Origin of the sequence: Sphingomonas sp. CBMAI 2297 (assembly GCF_029870595.1) — a bacterium.
Lineage (GTDB): Bacteria > Pseudomonadota > Alphaproteobacteria > Sphingomonadales > Sphingomonadaceae > Sphingomonas.
The window spans coordinates 40,925-67,441 of record NZ_JAPDIR010000022.1; the positions used below are offsets into that span (position 1 = coordinate 40,925).

Here is a 26,517-nt window from a genome sequence, read left to right on the forward strand (position 1 = left end):
TCCCGCTCCCCCTCAGGCCGGTTCGACGGTGATGGTGCAGGCGCCGTTCCGCCGGATCGCGTGGCAATCGGCGACGGCCTTTTCCAGATCCTCGTCGAGGATGCGGGCGCAGACATTGGCCTGGATCCAGCCGAACGGCATCAGCAGCCGGCCGCCGGCACCGTAGAAGATGCCGATGTCGTAGAAGGGCCCGGGCGGCAGGCCCTGGGTGCTGCCCGGCGCGAGATAGGCCAGCACGATGTCGCCGGCGCCCGGATAGGAGGTGGCGTTCTCGGCCGGGATCGGCGGCCAGGCCATGCCCTCGGGAAGGGATGCCGAGGGCATCGGCACCGAGATCTCGGGCCCGGTCCAGATCGCGTGCATCGCCTCGAACGAGGCGCGCCGCGCGGCGAGATCGCGCAGGAATTCGCAGGACAAAGGCGCCGCTTGCGGGAGCAGGCGGCAACGCGCCGACAGTCCCGATCTCGGCTCCGTGAAACGTACCAGATCCATCGAAAGCATCCCCCTATCCGCCCGTCGCCATCGACAGATATTCTTCCTTCTGCAGCGCGATCGGCACATTGCCGTTGGTCCAGAGATAATCGTGGAAGCGCTTGAGATCGAAGGACTTGCCTTCGCGCACCCGGGCCTCCGCGAGGAACTCGGTCGTCTGCATCTTGCCGATCTGGTAGCTGATCGCCTGGCCGGGCGCGGCGGCAAAGAAAGTCGCTTCCTCGCGCGCCGTCGCCCGGTCCATCGGGACCATCCTCTCCAGATAGTCGGCAGCCTGGGCGATGGTGAATTCACCTAGCGCCAGCTTCACGTCCACTTCGACCCGAAGGGCACGCAATCTCGCGAAATTATAGATGATCTCGCGCGTCTTGGGCGCGTCGGCCCAGAAGCCGGCCTGGAGCATCATCTCCTCGGCATAGAAGCCGGTGCCTTCATTGGCGCCGCTGTCATAATAGCGGCGGCGCAGCGGATCGGGGTTCCGCCAGCTGAGGCTGAGCTGGAAGAAATGGCCGGGCACGCCTTCATGGACGATGATCGGCCGCGGATCGCGCGCGATCGAAAGGTTGAAATAGCCGAGCTTGGGCGAGGGATCGGGGAGATAGACGGTCGCGTCCTGCCCGGTCCGGTCGATGCTGGTGAAATCGAAGGTCCGCCCCAGCCAGCCGATCGGCGCGAGATAGGCGGGGAAAGGCTGGGCCCTGTAATGCCCCACCCAGTCCGGGACCGTCAGCAGGTTCTTCTCGGTGAGGAACTGGCGGACCTTGAGCTCATCGGCGTCGAGCCGGGCAGTGACGGCGCCGATCGAGGCGCCGATCGGCAGCTCCGGCAGGCCGGCATTGCGGTTGCGCTCGAGCGTCTCGAACAGCACCGAGCGCGCCCATTCCTGACGGCCCATCGCGACGAGCTGCTCGGGCGAATAGGGATAGATGCCGACATTGCCGAGGAAATAGAGGTAGCTCTCGCGGCCGACAGCGGTCTGCTCGGGCAGGCCGGCGCGCTTCGCCTTGAGGAACTCGGTGTAGGCCGCGAACGCCGCGATCGCCTTCTCGACCACGGCACCGAGCCGCTTCTTCCGCGCCGCATCGGCATAGGGGGCGAGACCGGCGGCCATGCCGCGCAGGCTCTCCGGCACTTCGGCGAGCTGGCCGAGCGCGACGTCGACGAACGGCCCGCGCATGTCGTCGAGATTGGCACGGCCGGCGGCGAGGATCGCGGGGACGTTGCCGAGCAGGTGGATCACTTCATCCAGTCGCGCATGCGAGACCGGCGGCTTGGGCAGCAGGACCTCGAACACCGGGTTGAGCGCCTGGGCGGTGTAGAAATGCGGCTGGCGGCGCCAGGCGGCGACATGGTCCATTTCCCAATGGACGCGGGCCAGCGCCGAGCCGACCAGCCGGTAATCGACCTTCTCGCCGATGGCTTGCGGCGCCGCTTCCAGCGCCTTCCAGCGCGCCTCGAACGCGGCGAGCTGCCGGCGCTGGGCGGCGACGCCGGCGGGCGACCAGTCGGGCAGCCAGCCGGCGGGGCGGACGATGCGCGGAATATCGTCGCTGCTCGCGGGCTGGGTGGTGCCGCGCCAGGCCCAGAAATCGGCGCCGAGCTGCTGGACGGCCGGCTGCGCGGCCGCCGCCTGCGCCATGAACAGGGTGGCGCCTCCCATCAGTACCGCGATGCCCCGGCCCAGCATGCTACTTCCGGTTCTTCACATTGCGATCGAAGAACTCGACCATCTTCTTGAACGAGAAACGGGTCTGCGGAATGTTCTCCGCGTCCCAGGGGTGGTTGGCGCCGGGCAGCGTCACCAGCTCGAACAGCTGCTCGCGCCGGATCATCTGCTCGGCCAGCGCCATCGTGTCCGAATAGAGGACGACGGAATCGCGGGTGCCGTGGATGATCATCAGCGGGTCCCTGATGCCCTTGGCCTGGTACAGCGCCGACTGCGCCTCGTAGCGCCCGGGCATGTCCGGCCCGTCGGGCGGACCCATGATCCACATCTGCGCCGGGAAGGCATGCCAGACATTGGTGGCGGGCGCGCCGGCGATACCCGCGGCATAGAGGCCAGGCTTCTTCGACAGCGACATGATCGTCATCAGCCCGCCATAGCTCGAGCCCCAGATGCCGATGCGCTTCGGATCGGCATGGCCCTGGGCGATCAGATAGCGGACGCCGCTCTCGAGATCGTTGATGTCGGTCTCGCCATAGCTCTCATATTGCGTCTGGTTGTGGTCCCGTCCCTGCCCCCAGGAACCGCGGATGTTGACGGTCAGGACGATATAGCCCTGCGCGACGAAATACTGGTCGAGCCCCCAGGTCGGGTGGGCGCGGCGGCCGCCCCATTGGTTGTGGACCGCGTCCGAATAGACCGAGCCGACGATGACCGGGTATTTCTTGCCCGGGTCGAAATCGGCGGGGACGCTCACCCGGCCGAGCAGGTTGATCCCGTCGACATGGCTGGGGAACTGGACATAGCTGGTCTTCGCCCAGGTCTGGCCGTAGAAATCGGGCTGGGGCGACTTTGTGACCTGCACCGCCTTGCCGGGCTTCGCGGTGTCGATGACGAACAGCTCGGGCGGCAGGTCGTCATTGCTGTACCAGTCGGCGATGCGGCTGAAATCGGGAGAATAGACCGGCTCGTGCGTGCCGCCCGCCGGCCCGCTCAGCTGCTCGATCTTTCCGCCCGCCAGCGGCACGCGGTAGAGCTGGCGGTCCTGCAGGGCGGACTTGTTGGCGGTGAAATAGAGCTGCCTGTTCCTGGCATCGACCGCGAACGAAGCGATTTCCCATTTGCCGCTGGTGATCTGGCGGGGCGCCTCGCCGGCCTTTTTCTGGTGGTAGAGCTGAAGCCAGCCGTCGCGATCGGTAAGGATGATCAGGCCGTCGTCGCCCGGCGCCCAGGCGACTTGCCAATCGGGGCGGAGATGCTTGGGCTCGCGCAGCTGGTAGAAGGTCTCGCGCCCGCCGGTGGCGGCGTCGTAGAGATAGATGCTGTGCTCCTTGGCCTCCATGTCGGCGCTGCTGACGAACAGCCGCTTGCCGTCATGCGACAGGCCATAGCCCCAGACGTCGTGCTTGGCATCGGGGCGCTCGAACAGACGGGACTTGCCGGTGGCGAGGTCGACCATGCCGATCGCCGTCCTGCTGGTCTCCTCGCCGGGGAAGGCGCGGATCACGCGGTTGTTCTGCAGCTTGCCCTTGGCGTCGTAATAGATATCGCGCTCGGGCATGGCGCGGTCGTCGGCCTGCTGGAAGGCGATCGACTTGCCGCTATCGGCCCATTTGAAATCTTCGATGTAAACCTTGGGATCGTCGCTGCCGGCAAGGCGCGTGGCGACGGCTCCCTCCCCCGCCGCAATATCGCGGACCCAGAGCTGGCCGCCGGGGGCGACCGGCGATGCGGCGGACGCGGCGGCGATGAAGGCGAGCTTCGAGCCGTCGGGCGCGACGGCGAGCTTGCGGATACCGCGCTTGTCGGCCTCCGCCTTCACGATCCTGCCGTCCGCCTCGCGGATATGGAGCTGGCCGCCCAGGGTGAAGGCAACGCGGCCGTTGGCCAGGAACACCGCCTGGGCGATGCCCTTCGCTTCCGCCTCCGGCTTGCTGTCCTTGCCCAGGAAGGTCAGGCGGGTCTTCTGCCCGGTGCGGGGCGACCAGGACCAGATGTCGCGGAACGAATAGCCTTCGTCGTTCCACAGGAAGAGCACCGCGCTGCCGTCCGCGGCCCAGCTATAGCCCTGGGGATCGATGCCCACGAGGCTCTTGTAGCGATAGAGTTCGTCGATCGAGAAGCTGGTGCCGGGCACGCCGGCGGTGCCCCGGACCGGCCCCTGGGCCTGTTGCTGGGCAAGGGCGGGAGCCGCCGCCCCCGGCGCGGCGATCATGAGAGCCGCCGATATCGCCCGGACGGAAACGCTGAACTTGATCATCTTCCCAACACCTTCACCCTCTGTCGACGCTCCCGGCCCCGGTTGCCGGCGACGGCGGGGGATCGCCGCCGCCGCCGGACTTGGGGCCTCAGAACCGCTTGCGGAAACCGATCGTGAACCGGCGGCCGATCGCGTCATAGGTATCCCGCTCGTAGAGCTGGAACGGCGGGTTGTGATCGCCCAGATTGTCGATCATGCCGTAGATGCTCAGGCTCTTGTCGATGTCGTAGGACGCGCTCAGATCGAAATAGCTGATCTGGCCCGTCTCCGGCACCGCGAGCAGCGGCATCGCCGCGCCGGAGGCCTTGGCGGCGGCGATCCGCCCGTCCTTCGCCGAGCCGATGAACCGGTGCCGCAGCGAGACCTGGAAGGCATCGGACACGTCCCAGGTCACGCGCTGGGTGAAGCGCCATTTGGGATTGGCGTTGCCGCAGGTGCCCCCGCCGATATAGCCCGCGCAATCGACCGCCGCGACGATCGGGCTGCTCTGCACGATGCTGTTGATCAGATAGCTGCCGGCCAGATAATAGCTCAGCCGGCCCAGCGAGCCGATATCGTGGCGATAGTCGAGGCGGAAATCGACGCCCGCGGTCTTCATCGAGGCGATGTTCGCGTTGAGCAGCGGCACGTCATAGAGCTGCCCGTCCGACGAGCGGTGGTTGAGCGGCTGGCAGAAGATGTTGCTCATCGACAGATTGGCGCGACAGGCAGTGATCACCGACTGGAGGCCGCCACCGAACGCCGCGATCGCGCCGTCGATCTTGATGTTGTAATAATCGACGGTGAGTTGGAGGTTCGGCACGAACTCCGGCCGGAACACCGCGCCGAGCGACCAGGTGTCCGAAGTCTCTTCCTTCAGATTGGGATTGCCGCCGGTGATCGCGCGGATCTGGACATTCTCCTGCTGGAACACGTCGATCACGCTCGCCGGCACGCCCAGCGAGCTGATGCAGAAGGCGCGCTCCGCCGCGGTGCGGTTGGCGCCGGTGGCATTGCAGAAGTCGGTCGCCTGCGGCGCGGTGTTGGTCGCGCCCGAATAGAGCTCGATCACGTTCGGCGCGCGCACCGCCCGCTGATAGAGCCCGCGGATCTTGAAGCTCTTCACCGGCGAGAACTCGCCGCCCGCCTTCCACGAAGTCACGCCGCCCGCGGTGGAATAGTCCGAGTAGCGGATGCCGCCTTCGAACGCGAGGAGGTGGACGAAGGGCAGGTCGGCCAGGATCGGCACGACGAGCTCGCCATAGACTTCCTTGACGTCGAAGCTGCCGCCGGTCGCCTGGATGCCCGCCGAGCGCGAGAGCGCCTTGCCCTGGATGTAGAGCTGGTCGGGCGTGAAGGTCGAGCTTTCCTTGCGATATTCCGCGCCCACCGAGATGCCGACATTGCCGGCGGGCAGCTTGAACAGCGTGCCGGTGATGCTGGCGCCGGCCTGTTTCTGGTCGACGACGGTGATGTTGGTGAGGTTGGTGTAGATATAGTCGATCATCGGCTTGGTCATCGACATCAGCCCGAACGGGTTGATCGTGACGCAGCGCGGATCGGCCACCTTGCAGGCATAGGGATTGCTGGGGTTGGTCAGGAACGCGTTGGCGAAATTGTCGATCAGCACGCCGCCGCCCTGGACCTCGGTGATCCGGACATGGCCCTGATTGTAGAAGGCTTCCCAGTTCAGCTTGTCGGTCAGCGCGCCCTTCAGCCCGACGACGAAGCGCGAGAATTCGCGGGTCTGGTCGTCGGTGCGCGAGCCGAAGTCGAGCAGGCGGCGATTGATGTTGAGCGAAACCAGATTGTCGCCGTCACCGTCGAGATTGGTGCGCAGGAACTCGCGCAGCGACGACGACAGATAGGGATTGCGCAAATCGAACTGGAAGTTCGGCAGGAAGCCCGAACTGCTCATCGGCACCGCGCCCAGCGTCGAGTTGATCTCGCTGCGGACGTAATTGCCTTCCCAGAAGGCAGTGACGTTGTCGGTCACGTCGTAATGGCCCGTGATCGCCCCCGACCAGCGCTTCATCGGCATCTGGAGATTGGTGTAGGGACGGTCGTTGAAGCCGTCGCTGGTCTTGTAGGCGCGCCAGCCCTCGGGCGCGAAGAAGATCCCGGCGGTGCCGATGGTGTTGCCGAACTGGTCGAGCTTGCCGACCAGCGCCGGCGTGAAGATCGTGCCCTGCGGCGTGACGCCGTTGCCGCCGGGGACCAGCACGCCCTTGCCGTTCTGCACGGCATCGACCAGGTAGAGCGAGGCATGGTCGCGCGCGGCGCCCTTCACCATCGAACGGTCGTAATAGCTGCCGTTGAACACGATGTTGCCGCGGCCATCGCCGAAATTGCCGCCGACGGTGAAGTCGATATTGTAGCGCTCGGCATCGCCCCGCTCGCTGATGCCGTACTGGCCGCTGACTTCGAGACCCTGGAAATTGGTCTTGGTGACGAAGTTGACCACGCCGGCCATCGCATCCGAGCCATAGACCGCCGAGGCACCGCCGGTGACGACTTCCACCCGCTCGATCAGCGAGGGCGGGATCATGTTGATGTCGACCACGCCGTCCTGGCTGGCGCCGACGATGCGGCGGCCGTTCTGCAGCACCAGGGTGCGCGCCGCGCCGAGGTTGCGCAGATTGACCGTGGCCGAGCCGTTGCCCGCATTGGACTGGGCACCTGAACCGGCGACCGCCTGGGGCAGCGCGTTGAGCAGCTGCTCGGTCTCGGCCGTGCCGGTCTGGCGGATTTCCTCGCTGCCGATCACGTTGACCGGGCTGTTCGAGTCGACATCCGGACGCGGGATGCGCGAGCCGGTGACGACGATCGCCTCGGCTTCCTGCGCTTCCGGCTCGGCGGTCTGCGCCATTGCCGTGCCCATCATCATCATCGTGGCGAACAGCGCGGAGCCGCCCCGCAATCCCGCCCGCATCACCGCAACCCGCTTACTGCCCATGTCCGTGTCTCCCCGAATGGATACGCCCACCTGCCTTGCTCCGCTCCGGCGTCGTTGGTCGCGCCATTTCCGTGAACAAGTGCGTGATTTTGAGCATATCAAGGGCGAAGGGTCAATTCGGGGTAACGAAAAAATGTGAAAAGTGTCGCTTCTCGGTAACAAAGCTGCCGGGAAACCCGCGATTGCGCACGGTTTTTTCCAGGCCGGGGGACCGCTCCGACAGGGCCGACAGGCCAGGGCGCGCGCCCTCCAAACCTCGGAACAAAGGCCGGAAACTCTCGGTTTTCCGCCGATTCGCACCGGTTTGGACTGGTCTGAGGCACCCCGCATGCCTCCGAGATAACACCGATTCGGTGCCTCTTGACCAGTGCCACCCATGAGATCATCACATTACAAATCACATGTTTTTAGTTTTATTCTGAATGATGCGGCGCCCGAGCATCTGGCGGCCGGAGACCGAGGGGAGATCGACATGCGTGCAGGAGGACTGGTGATCGCGATGCTCCTGGCCGGGAGCGCCGCGCCGGCGGCGTTCGGCATCGCTCCGGCAAGCGCGAGGCAGGCCACCGCCCAGCCCGACGGGCCGCCCCAGGGGACGCGCGGCCATGCCGATCTCGTCACGCTGTTCACGGCCTTCGATGCCTGGCGCACGCCGCCCACAGCCGACGGCGTCGACTACAGCGCCGCCGCGGTCGACAAGCGCCGCGCCGAGCTGCGCGGCTTCCAGGCGCAGCTCCCCGATTTCGCCGTGGCGCGCTGGGATCGCCACCAGCAGGTCGATTACCTCGCCGTCCGCGCGCAGATGGACCTGGAGGATTTCAACCTGAACATCCTCAAGCCCTGGGCACGCGATCCGGGCATGTATGTCGATACCCTGCAACGGCTGGCCTATACCGAGCTGCCGCTGAAGGGCGATGCGCTCGCCGGCTTTCGCGCCCGGCTGAAGGCGATCCCGGCCTATCTGGCCCAGGCGCGGACCAATCTCGATTCGGTGGCGGCGGATTATGCCGATCTCGCGCTCCACGGCCTTTCGCACGGCGACGGCGTGGGCCATGGCATGCCCTATCGCGCAGTGGAGCCCGAGGGGTTGATCGGCTGGTTCGCCGACCTGCGCGGCCGCGCGCGGACGCAGCAACCAGCGCTGCTCGCGGACATCGCGGCAGCAGAGGGCGCGATCCGCGGCTTTCGCGACTGGCTCGCCGCCGCCCGCCCGACGATGACCGCCCGTGCCGGGGTCGGCAAGCCGGCCTATGACTGGTTCCTCGCCAATGTCCGGCTGATGCCCTATACTTCCGACGAAGTGGTGACGCTGGCCGAACGCGAGCTCACGCGCTTCTGGGCCGATTATGCCACCGAGCGGCACCGCAACCGGAAGCTCCCCGAACTACAGCTGCCCAAGTCGGCCGAGGAATATGAGGCGCAGCTCACCGGCACCGATGCCAAGATCCGCAAATGGCTGAAGGATGAGGAGATCATCACCATCCCGGACTATATTCCGGGCAGCTATCGGGAGGTCGGCTTCAACGCGCCCTGGATCGTGCGCCCAACCGGGCCGATGTTCTGGGAGCAGATCCAGTTCCGCGACGCCTCGCCGGACCATCTCCATGCCACCTTCCCCGGCCACCGCTTCGACGGGATGACCGGAAAGCGGGTTACCGATCCAATCCGCGGCCGGGTGAGCGACAGCGGGCGCACCGAAGGCTGGGGCTTCTATCTCGAGGAGACGGCGCTCCAGCTGGGCCTGTTCGACGACCGGCCCCGCACCCGCGAGCTGATCTATATCTTCGGCCTGTTCCGCGCGGCCCGCACGATCGGCGACGTGAAGATGCAGCGCAACGAGATGACCGTCGGCGAGACGATGCGGTTCTGGAAGCAATGGACGCCCTGGCTGGACGACAATGTCGCGCGCACCGACGCCGGCATCTATATCCGCCGGCCGCCGGGCTATGGCATGACCTATACGATCGGCGCGATGCAGCTCCAGAAGCTGCTGGTCGATCGCCGCCGCCAGCTCGGCGACAGCTTCTCGGTCCGCGACTATCACGACTATCTGATGAACACCGGCCGCCTGCCGGTGTCGCTGCTGCGCTACGACCTGACCGGCCATGACGACGAGATCCGCGGGTTCTGGCGGCATGTCCCATTGTCGGACGTGCCGCGCTGATCGCGGCGGCGGCGCGCAGCCACTGCCAGGCAATGCGGGGGCGCACCGGGCGTGCGCCCCCGAGCCGTTTTCGCCCTGCCCTTCGCGCATGAACGACCGGACGCCGACGCGTGGCGCCGTCCCGCGCGATGGCCGCGCGCATCGCGCCCCGCCTTGCCGATGGGGAAGACGCGCGATACCGGCCGCTTTCCCTGACCCAGACTCCCCGTTCACAATCTAATTTGATCATTGACATGATCGAAAAAGATCGAGATTGAATGATTGTGGAAAATCGCCCGAGCGGGTGATTCCATCCGGCGGAAGGCAATGCCCCCGCAGGAAACGAGAGTCCGAAGGACCAATTGGGGAGGGAATATGAAGACCGAGATCATGGAGCCGCGCGTCCGCGGGTTCGCGAAGCAGGCGGGGCTTTCGATGCTGGCCCTCGCCACCATGCTGGCTTGCGCCGGCGCAGCACATGCGCAGACCGCCCCGGCGGGTCCCGAGGCCGCCCAGGCCGATGCCCAGCCGGTCGATGACGGCGCGCAAGAGCCCCAGGACGATATCGTCGTCACCGGCACGCTGCTGCGCGGCGTCGCGCCCACCGGCACCAACGTGATCGGCGTCACTCGCGACACGATCACCGCGCGCGGAGTCGCTTCCTCGAACGATCTGCTCGCGAAGATCCCGCAGGTCGGCAATTTCGGCACGATCCCGGTCGGCTCGGCCTCGTTCGGCCTGCCGGTCCTCCGTCCCAACATCCGCAACCTCGGCGCTTCGGGCGGCAGCACCACGCTGGTGCTGATCAACGGCCATCGCGGCGTCGGCGCGGGCATCCTTCAGACCACCGTCGACCCCTCGATCCTGCCGCCCGACGTGCTCGAGCGCGTCGAAGTGGTGCCGGACGGCGGCTCCGCCATCTACGGCTCCGACGCGATCGGCGGCGTGGTGAACTTCATCACCCGCAAGCGCTTCGACGGGGTCTCGGCCAATCTGCGCTACGGCTTTGCCGACAAGTACAAGACGGTCGACGGCAACCTGACCATCGGCAAGGACTGGGGCAGCGGCTCGCTGTTTCTTTCCTATGCCCATGTCTGGCACGACAATGTCCTCGGCATCGATCGCGACTATGCCTCGGCCGATCGCCGCTCGAAGGGCGGCGGCGATTTCCGCGTCACCACCTGCGCGCCGGGCAACATCCAGATCGGCGCGGTCAACCCCGTCACCTATGCCCTGCCCGCCCTCACGCCGGGCACGCTCAACAAGTGCGACCAGAACGCCTATGCCGACCTGTTCCCGCGCGAGGAGCGCAACTCGGTCTTCGGCTCGCTGACCCAGCAGCTCGACGACAATGTCGCCTTCGGGGTGACTGCCTATTGGTCGCGCCGCGACACGGTGGTGAACCAGGCCCAGGGCATGCTTTCGAGCACGATCACCGCGCTCAACCCCTTCTTCCGCCCGATCTCGGGCCTGACGTCGCAGACGGCCAGCTTCTCCTTCGCCAGCGTCTATGGGAACAGCCTGACCAGCCGCCAGCGCTTCGAATCCTATGGCGTCACTCCCAGCTTCTCCTTCGCGATCGGCGACAAGTGGCAGCTGCGGGCGGAGAGCAATTTCGGGCGCAGCACCAACCTGGTGCGCGAAGCCGCGCTGGACACCACCACTGCTTCGCTCGCGCTCGCCGGTCTGATCCCGGGCATGGCGCTCAACCCCTATGACCTGGCGGCCAGCAGCCCCGCCGCCCTCGCCGCCATCCGGAACTATGAGAATTACGGCGATGCCACGCAGGAACTGGCCGAGGGCCGGCTGATCCTCGACGGTTCGCTGGCGCATCTGGCGGGCGGCGATGTCCGCCTCGCGGTCGGCGCGGAATATCATTACGAGAACATCTCGTCGCGCATCGCCCAGGGCGCGATCGGCTCCTATGCCAATGCGAAGACCTCGCGGGCCTCGCGCGACGTGCGCTCGGCCTTTGGCGAGCTGATGATCCCGATCGTCGGCGCCGGCAATGGCAGCCCCGGCCTGCGCGGCCTGCAGCTCTCGGCGTCGGTCCGCTATGACGACTATAGCGACCAGGGCGGCACCACCAATCCGAAGATCGGCGTGAACTACAAGCCGTTCACCGACCTGACGATCCGGGGCAATTGGGGCACGTCGTTCCACGCCCCGAGCCTCGCCGACACGACGAACACCTCGGACTCGCGCGCGACCGTGCTGCCCTACAGCCCGTTCCTCGCGCCGGGCGCCACTCCCGTCGATCCGGCGCGTGCGACGATCGTGCTGGCGGGCGGCAACCCGAACCTGAAGCCCGAGCGCGCCGACACCTGGTCCGCCGGCTTCGACTGGACGCCGAAGGCGGTCCCGGGCCTGGTGGCGAACCTCACTTACTACAATGTGAAGTTCAAGGACGCGATCGGCCTGGCGCCGTTCCTCTCGCCGACGCTGTTCACCAACACCAACTATGCCAATTTCTACATCCTGCGGCCGACGCTCGCCCAGGCCCAGGCGGCGGTGGGCAACCTCGCCGTGGTCGGCGCCCCCAGCATCGCCAGCCTCTATACCGGTCCGCTCAGCCCCTATGTGCTGATCGATGCGCGCCGCAACAATCTGGGCGCGGTCAACACCGACGGGCTCGATTTCAACCTGGCCTATACCCGCCTGACCGGCTTCGGCGCGATCAACGCCAGCATCGCGGGCACCTATACGCTCAGCCGCAAGTCGCAGGCGGTCTCCGGCGGGCCGTTCACCGACGATCTGAAGAACGGCGTCGGCCGCACTGCCTTCGTCGCTACGCTGGGCGGCAAGTCGGGCGGCTTCATCGCCTCGGCCTCGTACAACTACAAGGGCGGCTTCCCGATCCTCGGCGTGTCGCCGCAGACCCGGGTGGGCGCGTTCCAGACGGTGGATGCCTTCCTCGCCTATGACCTGGGCGCGCACGGCTTCATCAAGAACGCGATGCTCACGCTGAACGTCGACAATATCTTCGACCAGGATCCGCCCTGGCTGAACAGCGCCGCCGCCTATACCAATGGCAGCACCCTGGGACGGCTGGTCACCTTCGGCATCCGGACCAAGTTCTGAGGAAAGGGGATCGGGTGTCGCTTCCGTCTTCCGTCCTGACCATGCGTACCCTGTTGATCTCGGGTACGGCGGCCATGGCCCTTCTTGCCGCCATGGCCGCGTCCGCCCAGGAGGATGGTCCGGCACCCACCCGGCTTACCGTCGAATATGCCGATGCCGCGCTCGGCATCGACGAACCCGCCCCGCGCCTCGCCTGGCATTCCCCGGCGAAGCGCCAGGCGGCCTATCAGATCCGCGTCACCGCCGCGGGCAAGCCCGTCTGGGACAGCGGCAAGGTGGCTTCGGCCGACAATGCGCAGATCCCCTATGCCGGCCCCGCACTCGCCGCGCGTACCCGCTATTCATGGCAGGTCAGGACCTGGGACGCCGATGGCCGCGAGAGCGGCTGGAGCCGGCCCGGCTGGTGGGAGATGGGCCTGCTCGCCCCGGCCGACTGGTCGGCCGGCTGGATCGCCGGCCCGGCGCGGCGCGACCATGACTGGAGCGACCTTCGCTTCGAGAGCGACCTGACGCTGACCGGCAGCTCGGTCGACCTGCTCTTCCGCGCCCGCGCGGCGGGCAAGACCTATGGCGAGGCCTATGTCTGGACCCTGGCCGAGGAAAAGGCCGGCGCGGTGCTGATCGCCCGCGTCCGCCATTATCCCGGCGGCAGCAGCTCGGGCGTCAAGCTCACCGAGCTCAAGCGGGTGCCGCTCACCGGCATCACGCTGAAGGGCGTGCGCCACAAGGTCACGATCACCGCGCAGGGCAACAGCATCGCCACCGCGATCGACGGCAGGCAAGTCGACCTGCTCACCGATACCGGACAGCCGCACGGCACGATCGGCTTCTCGTCGCGGGAAGCCGCGGCGGCGACGATCCACGCCGTCAGCGTCACGGGCACCGGCAGCCCGGCCTTCGCCACGCGCTTTCCCGCCAACGACAATCCCTTTGTCGGCGGCACCGTCGAGGCGGACGGGCTCACCGTCGCCGCCGGCGTTCCGAACATCGATATCGTCCTGCCGGTCGAGGCGCCCGCCCCGCTGGTCCGCAAGGCCTTTACCCTGCCCGCCAAGAAGATCGCGGCGGCGCGTCTCTATGTCGCGGGCGCGGGCTGGCCGCGCATGCATCTCAATGGCGGCACGGTCGGCGACAGCGCGATGGCCAGCGGCTTCACTGCCTATGACAAGCGCGTCCTCTACCAGACCTATGACGTGACCGACCGCGTTCGCGCCGGGCAGAATGTCCTCGGCGCCGAGCTCGGGCGCGGCTGGTACGGGCTGACCGATCCCAATGAATGGTATTTCGACCAGGCGCCCTGGCATGGCGAGCCGGCACTCAAGGCCCAGCTCGAAATCACCTTTGCCGACGGATCGCGCCAGTCGGTTGCCACCGACGCGAGCTGGCGGACCGTTTCCGGCCCGACCCGCAACGATTCCGTCCATCGCGGCGAGCGCTATGACGCGCGCCTGCTTCCCACCGGCTGGGACAGGCCGGGGTTCGCCGGCAAGGGCTGGACCGCTGCCCAGCAAGTCCATGGCCCCGATGGGTTTCTCCAGGCTGCCAATGTCGAGCCGATCGCCCCGGTCGAGCAAATCGCGCCCATCTCGCGCACCGAAGTGAAACCGGGCGTCTGGGTCTATGACTTCGGCCGCATTTTCTCCGGCTGGACCGCGCTCGACGTTCGCGGACCGCGCGGCACCACCGTCTCGCTCGTCGCCAGCGAACGGATCGGCGACGATGGGATGGTCGTCCCCGCCTCGGGCCTGATCGACGCGCAGCTGCAGACCGACCGCTACACGCTGGCCGGATCGGGAACCGAGCACTGGGAGCCGAGCTTCGGCTATCGCGGCTTCCGCTATGTCGAGCTGCGCGGCTATCCCGGCACGCCGACGCTGGCGACGCTCACCGGCAAGGTCGCTCATAGCGCCGTCGCCCGCACCGGCGGCTTCGCCAGCGCCGATCCGCTGCTGAACGAGATCGACCAGGCCGCGATCCGCACCATCCTGAACAACATGCACGGCTATCAGACCGATACGCCCACCTACGAGAAGAACGGCTGGACCGGCGATGCCCAGGCCTCGGCCGGCGCCGCCGCGCGCAGCCTGGGCGTCGCCCGCGTCTGGACCAAATGGCTGAACGACTATCCCGATGCGCAGGCGCCCAGCGGCGAGCTGCCCGAGATCGTGCCGGCGACGCCCTTCTACGGCTATGAGGACACCCCGGGCTGGTCGTTCGTCTGGGGACCGTCGACGCCCTGGGACGTCGCGGCGATGATCCTGCCCTGGGAACTCTACCAGACCGAGGGCGACACCCGCATCCTGGCGCGCATGCACGCCATGCAGAAGCGGCTGGTCGACTATACCGCCACCGTCTTCAAGGCGCCCGACTATCGCCACGACCGGGGCCTGAGCGAGTGGAGCGCCCCCGGCCCGCTCGACATCTTCGCCACCAACAATGGCGGGATCGACGCGATCACCACTGCCTATTTCTTCCACGAGGCGGACCTGCTGGCCAAATCCTCGGCGGTGATCGGCAACCGGGCCGATGCGGACCGCTACGGCGCGCTCGCCGCCGATATCCGCCGCGCCTATAATGCCCGCTATTGGGACGCGGCGAACGGCTGGTACCGCACCCTGGACGACAAGGGCGCGACCAAGGGCCCCACCCAGTCGCAGAACATCCTGCCGCTCGCCTTCGGCATGGCACCTGCGGGAACGGAACAGAAGATCGCCGACACGATCGCGAAGGATGTCGAGGCCCGCGGCCTGCGCGCCGGGGTGTTCGGCACGCGCTATCTGCTCGAGATTCTCAGCGACTATGGCCATGCCGACCTCGCCTATCGCCTCGCGACGCGCACCGACGAGCCGAGCTGGGGCTTCTGGCTGAAGAGCGGCCACAAGACGATGTTCGAATCCTGGGGTCTCAACGCCCGCTCGCGCGACCATCATTATTTCGGCTCGATCGCCGACTGGATGCGCCAGCGCCTCGCCGGCCTGCGCCCCGGGGCGCCGGGCTATCGCACCGTGCTGATCCGCCCGGAGATTCCCCGGGGCCTGGCCTCGGCCTCGGCGACCATGGCGACGCCCCAGGGCGAGGCGCGGGCGGAATGGAAGGTCGAGAATGGCCGCCTGACCCTCAGCGCCACCGTGCCGATGAACGCCAGCGGCGAGATCTGGGTGCCTGCCCGCTTCGGCGCGCCCGCCACGCCGCCCGCGGGCGCAACGCTGCTCCGCAAGACCGATGCCGCGACCGTCTACGCCACCGGTGCCGGCAGCTACACCTTCGTCACCGAGGGCCGGAAATGAAGACCAGCGTGATCGCCCTGTCCCTGCTTGCCCTGACCCTTGCCGGCGCCGCCCGGGCGCAGGAGGCCCGCGCGCCGGCCGGCACGCTGCGCGGCGCGACCGCCGAGGGCGTGACCAGCTTCAAGGGCATTCCCTATGCCGCCGCCCCGGTCGGCCCGCTGCGCTGGCACGCGCCGATGCCGGCGCCGACCTGGACAGGCGCCCGCGCCGCGACCGGCTATGGCAATGACTGCGTCCAGGCGCGCATGCCCGGCGACCTTGCCAACACCGCGCTGCCGATGAGCGAGGACTGCCTGTTCCTCAACGTCTGGACGCCCCGCACCCGCGCCGGGGCCAAGCTGCCGGTGATGGTCTATATCCATGGCGGCGGCTTCTCCACGGGATCGGGCAGCGCCGCGATCCTCGACGGCACTCGCCTGGCCGCGCGCGGCGTGGTGGTCGTCACCTTCAACTATCGCCTCGGCCGGTTCGGCTTCTTCGCCCATCCCGCGCTGACCCGGGAGGCCGGCGCCGGCCCCACCGGCAACTGGGCGCTGATGGACCAGCTCGCCGCGCTGCACTGGGTGAAGCGCAACATCGCCGCGTTCGGCGGCGATCCGACGAACGTCACGCTCTTCGGCGAGTCCGCGGGCGGGGAATCGGTCGGCCGGCTGATGGTCTCGCCGGCGGCGAAGGGCCTGTTCGCCAAGGCGATCGCCGCCTCGGGCGGCGGCCGCGACAGCTGGCCCGACCTTGCCGCCGGAGAGGCCAGGGGCGTGGCCTTCGCTAAGCGGGCGGGCGCCGGGGATCTCGCCGCGCTCCGCGCGCTGCCCGCCGACACGGTGCAGGGCGGCATCAACCTGCTCAACGGCGACGAGGCACATTATTCCGGCCCGATGACCGACGGCCGGATCGTCACGGGCGACACCGACGCGCTGCTCGCCGCCGGCAAGGCGCGCGGCATCCGCATGATCATCGGCTCGAACAGCGACGAGCTGGGCTTCATCCCCGCGCCGTTCATGAAGGGCTTCGTCGCCAAGGCGACCGAGAAGCTGGGCGGCGGCGCCGATGCGGTGCGCACCGCCTATGGCTCGGCCGAGGCCTATGACCGCCACATCCCGAGCGACTATACCTTCACCGAGCCCGCCTTCTCGCTCGCCAGGCGCCAGGCCGCGCACGCCCCGACCTGGCTCTATCGCTTCGGCTATGTCGCCGAGGAGAAGCGCGCGACGCTGGCCGGCGCCTCGCACGCCACCGACGCGCCCTATCAGTTCGATAATCTCGCCGCGGCCGGCGGCAAGCCCGGCCCGGCCGACATGGCCGCGGCAAAGCTGGTCGCCGATCATTGGGTGGCGTTCGCCAAGGCCGGCGACCCCGGCTGGGCAAGGTTCATGCCCGGGGCCCGGCTGCTGGCGATCGGCAATGACGGGAGCGCCACCGCGCCCGCCGGCACGCCCGAAATCACGGCAATCGCCGCCGCCCGCGACGCGGCCAAGCAGAAATGAGGAAGTCCATGCGTACCCTGTTCCGGATCCTGGCGCCGCTCGCGCTGTTCGCCGGCAGCGTCACTGCCCATGCCCAGGAGACGATCCGGCTCTGGCCGAACGGCGCGCCGGGCTCGATGGGCCCGATGCAGGCGGAGACCACCGCCGACAAGAAGCCCTATGGGCTGATCACCCGCAACGTCTCCGAGCCGACGCTCACCGTGTTCCGGCCCGATCCGAAGATCGCCAACGGCACCGCGGTGATCGTCGCCCCGGGCGGCGGCTTCCATCTGCTCTCGATCGGCAATGAAGGCGACGGCGTCGCCCGGTGGCTGAACAGCCAGGGCATCACGGCCTTTGTGCTGCGCTACCGCCTGCTGCCTACCGGCGACGATTTCGGCATGGTGATGCTCCGCCGGCTGATGAACTTCAAATCGCTCGAGGCCGCGATCGTCCCGCTCCGCCCGCTCGCCACCGCCGATGGCGAGGAAGCGATGCGCTATGTCCGCGCCCATGCGGCGAAATATGGCGTCAAGCCCGGCCGCATCGGCATGATGGGCTTCTCCGCCGGCGGCGCGGTGACGATGTGGACGGTGCTCGGCGCGAAATCCGCCAGCCGGCCGGACTTCATCGTCGCCATGTATCCCGGCCTGGTCGGCAATCCGCTGACCGTCCCGGCCAAGGCCCCGCCCCTGCTCGCGATGGTCGCCGAGGACGATCCCATCGTGCGGCCCGAAGCCGGCCGGCTGGTCGGTGCCTGGAAGGCGGCGGGCGCGGATGCGACGCTGGTGACCTTCCCCAAGGGCGGCCATGGCTTCGGTATCACCAAGAGCGGCAAGGCGTCCGACGCCTGGCCCGAGCATGCGCAGAAATGGTTCCAGGCCAAGGGGTTGCTCAACAAATGAACCGGATAGCCCATCTCGGCGCGCTGGGCGCCGTCGCCACCGCGCTGCTTGTCTCGGGCGGCGCGCCCGAGCCCCTCGCCGCGACCACGCCCAGCGGCGCCTGCACCGCGCTCGCCGGCCTGGCGCTGGCCGACGGCAAGGTCGTGAAGGCCGAGGAAGTCGCCAAGGGCGGCATGGTCAACACCAAGGAGGGGACGCCCGGCCTCCCCGCCCAGGCGGCCTTTTGCCGCGTCTATGCGGTGCTGGCGCCCACGCCGCGCTCCGAGATCAAGGTGGAGGTGTGGCTGCCCGCCCCCGCCGCCTGGAACGGCAAGCTGCTCGGCGCCGGCAATGGCGGCTATGGCGGCTCGATGCTGCTCCCCCAGCTCACCATGCAGGGCGCGCTGGGCAAGGGCTATGCCACGGTGGGCACCGACATGGGCCATGTCGGCACTGCCGATACCGACGCGAAATGGGCACTGCACCAGCCCGAGCGGATCGTGGATTTCGGCCACCGCGCCAACCATCTCGCCTCCGGCGCCGGCAAGGCCGTCATCGCCGCTTATTACGGCAATGCACCCAAGGCGTCCTATTTCCAGGGCTGCTCGGACGGCGGCCGCGAGGCGCTGATGGAGGCGCAGCGCTATCCCGAGGATTATGACGCGATCGTCGCGGGCGCCCCGGCCAATGCCTGGAGCCGGCTGATGACCTCGTTCATGGCCACCGACCGCGCGGTGTTCGCCCGCCCCGAGACGCTGATCCCCAACGAGAAGCTCAAGCTGCTCCAGGACGCGGCGCTCGCCCAGTGCGACGCGAAGGACGGGGTGAAGGACGGCGTGCTCGACGATCCGCGCCAATGCGGCTTCGATCCGGCCGCGCTCCAGTGCAAGGCCGGCGACGGCCCCTCCTGCCTCACCGCCGGCCAGGTCACTGCGGCGCGCTCGCTCTATCGCGGCACCTTCGATGCCAAGGGCAGGAAGTTCTTCCCCGGCTATATGCCCGGGGCCGAGGCCGTTCCCGGCGCCTGGGACCTGTGGCTCACCGGCCCCAAGGCGCAGCACGGCATCTTCGCCAGCGAGTTCTTCCGCAACATGGTCTATTCGGATCCCGAATGGCAGCCCGCGTCGTTCGACCTGGCGCGCGACTATGCGGCCGCCCGGCGCCTCGCCCCGGTGCTCGACAGCGACAATCCCGACATCGGCCCGTTCCTGAAGCGCGGCGGCAAGCTGATCCTCTATCATGGCTGGAACGACGCCGCGATCGCGCCCGAGAACACGATCGACTATTATCAGGCCGTGCAGAAGCGCGCCGGCGCCGCAGCGAAGGATTCGGTGCGCCTGTTCATGGTCCCCGGCATGTCGCACTGCCTGGCCGGCCCCGGCCCGAACGTGCTCGATACGCTCGGCACGATCGACAAATGGCGCCAGGGCGGCCCCGCGCCCGAGACGATGATCGCCACCAAATACGACAACGACCTGTTCGGCTATCTCGGCTTCCCGGCCAAGCCGGTCCGCACCCGCCCCTTGTGCGCCTATCCCAAGGTCGCGCGCTGGACGGGCAAGGGCTCGACCGACGAGGCGGCGAACTTCGTCTGCGTCGCGCCCGGCGCGAAGCGATGAGCCCGGCCGCCAGCCTGGTCCGGGGTGCCGACGCGCCGCCGCTGATCGAGCATACGATCGGCGCGGCGCTGGCGCTGGCCGCCGCCCGCTGGGGCGAGCGCGAGGCGCTGGTCTCGGTCGAGCAGGGCATCCGCTGGACTTTCGCCGAGTTGCTCGAGCGGGCCGACGCCGTCGCTGCCGGGCTGCTCGCGCTCGGGCTCGAGCCGGGCGAGCGGATCGGCATCTGGGCGCCCAATTGCATCGAATGGACGCTCACCCAGTTCGCCGCCGCGCGCGCCGGGCTGATCCTGGTCACGATCAACCCCGCCTATCGCACCAGCGAGGCCAGCTTCACCATGGCCAAGGTCGGCCTGGCCGCGCTGGTCTTCATGGATCGCTTCAAGACCAGCGACTATGCCGCGATGGTCGCCGAGATCGCGCCCGCCCTGCCCGCGCTCCGCCGCATCCTCTGCATCGGCGCCGCGACCGGGCCCGGCTGGATCGCCTTCGACCAGGTCGCCGGCCATGCGGACGATGCCAGCCGCCGGATGCTCGCGGCAATCGGCCCGGAGCTGCGCGCCACCGACGCGATCAACATCCAGTTCACCAGCGGCACCACCGGCCAGCCCAAGGGCGCGACGCTCAGCCACCGCAACATCCTCAACAACGGCTATTTCGTCGGCCTGGCCCAGCGGCTGCAGCCCGGCGACCGCGTCTGCATCCCGGTGCCGCTCTATCATTGCTTCGGCATGGTGATGGGCAATCTCGCCGCGCTCACCCATGGCGCGACCATGGTCTATCCTGCGGCCGGCTTCGACCCGGGCGCGACCCTGGCAGCGATAGAGCGCGAGCGCTGCACCGCGCTCTACGGCGTGCCGACGATGTTCATCGCCGTGCTTGCCCATCCGGAGTTCGAGCGGTTCGACATCGCCTCGCTGCGCACCGGCGTGATGGCCGGCGCGGTCTGCCCCGAGCCGCTGATGCGCGCCGTGAACGAGCGGCTGCACATGCCCCAGGTCACCATCGCCTATGGCATGACCGAGACCAGCCCGGTCAGCTTCCAGACGGCGGTGGACGATCCTTTCGAGCGCCGCATCGGCTCGATCGGCCGGGTGCAGCCGCATCTCGAATGCAAGATCGTCGACGAGGACGGCGAAGTGGTGGCCACCGGAACGCCGGGCGAGCTGTGCACGCGCGGCTATTCGGTGATGCTCGGCTATTGGGACGAGCCGGAGAAGACCGCGGCGGTGCTCGATGCCGAGGGCTGGATGCATTCCGGCGATCTCGCGGTGATCGACGCGGACGGCTATGGCAATGTCGTCGGCCGGCTGAAGGACATGGTGATCCGCGGCGGCGAGAACATCTATCCGCGCGAGATCGAGGAATTCCTCTACGGCCATCCGGCGGTGGAGGATGTGGCGGTGGTCGGCGTGCCCGACGCGCGCATGGGGGAAGAGCTCTGCGCCTGGATCCGGCTGCGCGCCGGCTCCTCGGGCGACGCGGAGGAGGTCCGCGCCTTCTGCCGGGGCCGGATCGCCCACTACAAGGTGCCCCGCTACGTCCGCTTCGTCGACGCCTTCCCCACCACCGTGACCGGCAAGGTCCAGAAATATCTGATCCGCGAGGCGATGATCGCCGAACTGGGTCTCGAAACCACCAGCCAAGGATGAAGATGATGATGAACAAGCTGCTGCTCGCCACCCTGCTCGCCCTGCCGGGCACCGCGCTCGCCCAGACCGCGCCCGCGCCCGCGCCCGCGCCCGCCGCGCCGGCCGCCGCGCCGAAGTTCACGCTCGACACGCCGATCCAGGAGATCGTGGCCGATGCGCAGGGCAAGGCCGCGATCGACAAGAACCTGCCCGGCCTGATCGGCCTGCCGCAGTACGACATGTTCAAGGGGCTGAGCCTCAACCAGCTCAAGGCCTATTCGGACGGCAAGCTCACCGACGAGATCCTCGCCAAGACCGCTGCCGATCTCGCCGCGATCAAGTGATGACTCGCGCCAATTTCCTTGCCTGCGTCGCCGCGACGGCGTTGATTGCGAGCGCACCCGCTCTCGCCCAGGCCCAGAACGAACGCATGACCTATCGTGAAAAGAGCGCGCCGATCGAGCAGCGCGTCGAAGACCTGATGCACCGGCTGACGCTGGAGGAGAAGGTGTCGCTGCTCGCGGGCGAAAGCTCGATGACGCTGCATGCGATCCCGCGGCTGGGCATCCCCGCGATCAAGGTGACCGACGGCCCCACCGGCGTGCGCTCGCCCGAGGGCAAGCCCGCCACCGTCTTCCCGGTCGGCGTCGCCATCGCCGCGACCTGGAATCCGGAGATCGCCAGGGCCGTGGGCGCCGCGATCGCGGAGGAATCGCGCGGCTATGGTGCCGCGGTGCTGCTCGCGCCGACGGTGAACATCGTCCGCACCCCGCGCTGGGGCCGCAATTTCGAGACCTATTCGGAGGACCCGCTCCTCGCCGGCAAGCTTGGGCTCGGCTATGTCGCCGGCGTCCAGGGCAAGGGCATCGGTGTCTCGATCAAGCATTTCGCAGTGAACAACCACGAGACCAACCGCTTCTTCGTCGATTCCGTCATCGACGAGCGGACGTTGCGCGAAATCTATCTTCCCGCCTTCGAGACGGTGGTGAAGCGGGCCGATCCCTGGTCGGTCATGGCTTCGTACAACAAGGTCAACGGCACCTATGCGAGCGAGAATCGCTGGCTGCTCACCGACCTGCTCAAGAAGGAATGGAACTACAAGGGCTTCGTCGTCTCCGACTGGGGCGCGACCCACAGCACCGCGCCCGCGGCCAATGCCGGGCTCGACCTGGAGATGCCCGGCCCCGCTCAGCATTTCGGGCCCAAGCTGCTCGCCGCCGTCCACGCCGGCGAAGTGAGCGAGGCGCAGCTCGACGACAATGCCCGGCGCATCGTGCGCCTGATCGTGCGCAGCGGCGCGCTCGACGGGCCGCAGCCCAAGGGCGAGATCGGCGGCGAGCGCCACCGCGCTGCCGCCCGCGCGGCGGCCGAGGAAGCGATCGTGCTGCTCAAGAATGCGGGCGTGCTGCCGCTGAAGCCCGGCATCAAGACGCTCGCGGTGATCGGCCCCAATGCCGATATCGCCCGCATCCAGGGCGGTGGCAGCTCGGCCGTGGCGCCGTTCGACAAGCTGGTGACCCCGCTCGAGGCGATCCGCGCCGCGCTGCCCGGCGTCGAGGTGATCTACGAGAAGGGCGTCGACAGCGAGGAGACGCCGCCCACCGCCGCGCCCGCGCTGTTCAGCCCCGCGGCGGACAGCGGCGAGACCGGCCTGGCCGCGACCTATTATGCCAGCGCCGATTTCAGCGGCGACCCGGTGAAGCGCGAGCGCGCCACCGACTTCACCAAGCGGATCAGCGCGAATATCGCGAGCGCCAAGGTGATCGGCTATGCGTCGATGCGCTGGGCGGGCGTGCTGCGCGCGCCGATCACCGGCACCTATGAGTTCAGCGTGCGCGGCACCGGCACGGGCGTGCTGACGCTCGACGGCAAGACGATCCTCGACAAGGCGACGCCGGCAAAGCCCGACAATCGCGACGTGATCGGCTTCCCCGTTCCCCAGCGGACCGTCCAGGTCCAGCTCGAGGGTGGCAAGGCCTATCCGATCCAGCTCGACTATGTGACCGGCCAGACGCCCTATGAGGCTCTCAAGTTCGGCGTGCGCCTGCCCCGGCCCGATTTCGATGCAGCGATTGCCGCGGCGAAGCGCGCCGATGCGGCGATCGTGGTCGGTGGCTCCGCCTCGCTCACCGAGGGCGAAGGCTATGACCGCGCCGATTTCGACCTGCCCGGCGACCAGAACAAGCTGATCGCGGCGGTGGCGGCGGCCAATCCGTCGACCGTGGTGGTGATCAATGCCGGCGCGGCGATGACCATGCCCTGGGCGAAGGACGTGCCGGGCATCGTCGGCATGTGGCTGCCCGGCCAGGAAGGCGCGGCCGCGCTCGCCGGCATCCTGACCGGCAAGGTCAACCCGTCCGGCAAGCTGCCGGTGACCTTCCCGCTGCGCAGCGCCGACGATCCGGTGCGGCTGACCGACATGAAGACCCAATATGCCGAGGGGCTGCTGGTCGGCTATCGCGGCTATGAGGCGCGCGGCGTGGCGCCGCTCTTCGCCTTCGGCCATGGCCTGTCCTATACCAGCTTCGGCTATGCCGGCCTCACCGCGCCAGCGACGGTCGCGCCGGGTGCGGCGGCCAAGGTCCGCCTGTCGCTCCGCAACACCGGCAAGCTGGCCGGCAAGGAAGTCGTCCAGCTCTATGTCGCGCGGGCCGATCGCACGCCCGAGGAGCCGATCAAGCAGCTCGCCGCCTTCGCCAAGGTGGCGCTGGCGCCGGGCGAGAGCCGCTCGGTCGAGCTGAGCCTCGATCCGCGGGCGTTCGGCTATTGGGATGCGGCGACTCATCATTGGGTGGCGCGCGCCGGGGCCTATCAGCTGCTCGTCGGCAGCGCCTCGGACGATATCCGGCTGAAGAAGGACATCCGCGTCACCGCGACCAAGCCGATCGACTGACCCACCAACTTCGTCACCCCGGCCCTTCGGCTGCCTGCCCGCAGGCGACCGAAGGGCCGGGGTGACGGCTATTTTGGTGTCGTGCGGTTCTTGCGCCTCCGCCGCGCCGCGGGAGCGGCTTGAGTTGAGGACGCGTCGAGCCAACCTGCTTCGTCACCCTGAACTTGCTTGGCGCTTATCCCGTAACCACAAACACACCCCATTCGGTCCTCCCCGCGAAGGCGGGGATGACGGCGATCGGGCGCTCCTTGCCCCAAGGGGATAAACGCCAACTTGCTTCAGGGTCCAAGGTGCCAGCAGCGATATCGCTGGTGGAGAGTTGGATGCTGAAACGAGTTCAGCACGACGGAAGAGGGAGAGGCTTCCGCAGGGAGCCGCTTCCATCGCCTTGCAGGGGCGCTCTAGACCCGCGCCGCCGCCTCCAGCACCGGCACGAAATCGGCGGCCGATCGGCTGGCCCGGCCGACGAGCAGCCCGTCGATCCCCGGCAGCGCCAGCAGTTCCGCCGCGTTGCCGCCGTCGACCGCGCCGCCATAGAGCAGCCGCGCCGCGCCCGCCTCGACGCGCAGCATCTCGAAGATACGGGCAAGATGCGCCGCGTCCGGCACCGCGCTCCCGCCGATGCACCAGACCGGCTCATAGGCGATGGCGGCGCGCGACCAGTCGAGCCCGGGCGGCAGCGAGGCGCGGAGCTGCGCCGCCACCAGCGCCCGCGCATCGGCCGAACGCTCCCATTCGCCGACGCAGATCACCACCGCGAGCCCGGCCGCCTGCGCCGCATGCGCCTTGGCCGCCACGCTGGCGGCATCGCCGGCACGAGTCTCGCTGTGCCCGACCAGCACCGTCACCGCGCCGCTCTCGCGCAGCATCGCCGCCGAGACGCCGCCGGTATGCGCGCCCCCGGCCGCGGCATGGCAATCCTGCCCGCCGATCGCGACGGCCCGCACCCGGCTCGCCGCGCGCTCGATCAGCGTCGCCGGCAGCATCAGCCCGGCCTCGACGCCGAGCGCCTGCACGGCGGCGTCGATGCGCTCGATCTCCGCCAGGTCGGAACTCGTGCCGTGCATCTTCCAATTGCCCAGGATCAGCGGGCGCCCCGTCACGCTGGTCATGCCGCGAGATAATTGCCGACGCCGATCACCACGGTGGACAGCAGCAGCGCGCCGATGCCGGTCCACACCAGCGCGCGCGTGCCCAGCCGCACCCCCGCCCATTCCCTGAGCGCGAAGCCCCAGAGCGTGGAGAACAGGATGATGCTGGCCATGTGCAGCGTCCAGGAGGAGAAGCCATATTTCCCCATCTGGCTCTCGCCCATCGTGTAGAAGAAGAACTGGAAGTACCAGAGCGTGCCCCCCAGCGCGGCCAGGAGATAGTTGCGCAGCAGCGGCGGCTTCTCGCCCGAGGCGGCGGCGCCGACGATCTGCCCGGCCGACCGGTTGCGCAGGATCAGCCAGCCGCACCAGACGAAATTGGTGGTGAAGCCGCCGAGCAGCACGACGCACAGCACCGGCAGGCCCTGCCACAGCGGATCGGTTCCCGCCGCCACCGTGGCCGCGCGGATCGGCGCGCCGGCGTCGAGCCCCCAGGCGAAACAGCCCGACATGATGCCGGAGAACACTGCGATGGCGAGCCCCTTGGGCAGGTTGAACTCGCTGACGCTCTGGCTGGCCGCCGCGCCCGCCATCTCGCGCTCCTTGCGGCGCCCGGCGGCGGCGACCACCAGGATGCCGGCAAGCGTGATCACGATGCCGAAAAACGTCATCTGCCCGCTCGAGGTCTCCGCGAGCTGCCCCAGCGTGCCGTGGAAGATCGGCGGGCCCATCGTCCCGATCACGGTGGTCAGCCCGAGCGCGACGGCCATGCCGAGCGACAGGCCGAGATAGCGCATGGTCAGCCCGAAGGTGAGCCCGCCAAAGCCCCACATCGCACCCCAGAACCAGCACCAGAACCAGGTGCTGCTCGGCGTCCGCGCCAGTACGCCGAGCAGGTCGTGCGTCTGGATCGACGCGAACAGCCAGGGCGCGATCAGCCAGGAGAAGACGCCGCCGACCAGCCAGAATATCTCCCAGGACCAGGCCCGGATACGGCGATAGGGAACGTAGAAGCTGGCGGAGGAAAGCCCCCCAAGCCAGTGAAACAAAACGCCAATCAGCGGATTTCCGCCCATGC

15 protein-coding genes are annotated in these 26,517 nt (G+C 68.3%); 9 read left to right on the forward strand and 6 right to left on the reverse strand.

What is annotated here, in order from left to right; genetic code table 11:
* Positions 1–12: 12 nt before the first annotated feature.
* The 4 genes from OMP43_RS21285 to OMP43_RS21300 all read right to left on the reverse strand — a co-directional run bounded on the left by OMP43_RS21285 (position 13) and on the right by OMP43_RS21300 (position 7,350).
* Positions 13–561, reverse strand: coding sequence for a DUF3830 family protein (locus OMP43_RS21285; protein ID WP_348538624.1), 549 nt, complete (start codon positions 559–561; stop codon positions 13–15).
* Positions 506–2,179, reverse strand: a complete 1,674-nt coding sequence (locus tag OMP43_RS21290) for a DUF885 family protein (RefSeq protein ID WP_280281561.1) — start codon at positions 2,177–2,179, stop codon at positions 506–508. Before OMP43_RS21290 ends, OMP43_RS21285 begins: the two co-directional genes overlap by 56 nt.
* A 1-nt stretch (position 2,180) precedes the next feature.
* Entirely contained in the window at positions 2,181–4,415 is a 2,235-nt protein-coding gene (locus OMP43_RS21295; RefSeq protein WP_280281562.1) for a prolyl oligopeptidase family serine peptidase, read from the reverse strand.
* A gap of 88 nt (positions 4,416–4,503) precedes the next feature.
* A complete protein-coding gene (locus OMP43_RS21300; protein WP_280281563.1) occupies positions 4,504–7,350 on the reverse strand; it encodes a TonB-dependent receptor in 2,847 nt (948 codons plus the stop codon).
* 472 nt (positions 7,351–7,822) lie between these two features.
* On the opposite strand from OMP43_RS21300, the gene OMP43_RS21305 reads away from it, so the two are divergent.
* The 9 genes from OMP43_RS21305 to OMP43_RS21345 all read left to right on the forward strand — a co-directional run bounded on the left by OMP43_RS21305 (position 7,823) and on the right by OMP43_RS21345 (position 24,348).
* A complete protein-coding gene (locus OMP43_RS21305; RefSeq protein WP_280281565.1) occupies positions 7,823–9,514 on the forward strand; it encodes a DUF885 family protein in 1,692 nt (563 codons plus the stop codon).
* Between the two features lie 354 nt (positions 9,515–9,868).
* A complete protein-coding gene (locus OMP43_RS21310; RefSeq protein ID WP_280281567.1) occupies positions 9,869–12,574 on the forward strand; it encodes a TonB-dependent receptor in 2,706 nt (901 codons plus the stop codon).
* 41 nt (positions 12,575–12,615) lie between these two features.
* Positions 12,616–15,861: an alpha-L-rhamnosidase gene (locus tag OMP43_RS21315; RefSeq protein ID WP_280281568.1), complete on the forward strand. Its 3,246-nt coding sequence runs from the start codon at positions 12,616–12,618 to the stop codon at positions 15,859–15,861.
* Entirely contained in the window at positions 15,858–17,345 is a 1,488-nt protein-coding gene (locus tag OMP43_RS21320) for a carboxylesterase family protein (RefSeq protein WP_280281569.1), read from the forward strand. The genes OMP43_RS21315 and OMP43_RS21320 overlap by 4 nt, the downstream gene beginning before the upstream one ends.
* An 8-nt stretch (positions 17,346–17,353) precedes the next feature.
* Positions 17,354–18,229 (forward strand): alpha/beta hydrolase, encoded by an 876-nt coding sequence (locus tag OMP43_RS21325; RefSeq protein ID WP_280281570.1) that lies wholly within the window; start codon positions 17,354–17,356, stop codon positions 18,227–18,229.
* Positions 18,226–19,827, forward strand: a complete 1,602-nt coding sequence (locus OMP43_RS21330; RefSeq protein ID WP_280281571.1) for a tannase/feruloyl esterase family alpha/beta hydrolase — start codon at positions 18,226–18,228, stop codon at positions 19,825–19,827. The genes OMP43_RS21325 and OMP43_RS21330 overlap by 4 nt, the downstream gene beginning before the upstream one ends.
* Complete coding sequence (locus tag OMP43_RS21335) at positions 19,824–21,476, forward strand: AMP-binding protein (RefSeq protein WP_280281572.1); 1,653 nt, start codon at positions 19,824–19,826, stop codon at positions 21,474–21,476. Before OMP43_RS21330 ends, OMP43_RS21335 begins: the two co-directional genes overlap by 4 nt.
* Before the next feature lie 5 nt (positions 21,477–21,481).
* Positions 21,482–21,799, forward strand: coding sequence for a hypothetical protein (locus OMP43_RS21340; protein WP_280281573.1), 318 nt, complete (start codon positions 21,482–21,484; stop codon positions 21,797–21,799).
* 86 nt (positions 21,800–21,885) lie between these two features.
* Positions 21,886–24,348 (forward strand): glycoside hydrolase family 3 protein, encoded by a 2,463-nt coding sequence (locus OMP43_RS21345; protein ID WP_280281574.1) that lies wholly within the window; start codon positions 21,886–21,888, stop codon positions 24,346–24,348.
* 401 nt (positions 24,349–24,749) lie between these two features.
* On the opposite strand, the gene OMP43_RS21350 is transcribed toward OMP43_RS21345, so the two are convergent.
* Positions 24,750–25,460: a triose-phosphate isomerase family protein gene (locus OMP43_RS21350; protein WP_348538625.1), complete on the reverse strand. Its 711-nt coding sequence runs from the start codon at positions 25,458–25,460 to the stop codon at positions 24,750–24,752.
* Positions 25,457–26,515 (reverse strand): L-rhamnose/proton symporter RhaT, encoded by a 1,059-nt coding sequence (gene rhaT / locus OMP43_RS21355; protein WP_280281575.1) that lies wholly within the window; start codon positions 26,513–26,515, stop codon positions 25,457–25,459. The genes OMP43_RS21350 and rhaT overlap by 4 nt, the downstream gene beginning before the upstream one ends.
* Positions 26,516–26,517: the final 2 nt, after the last annotated feature.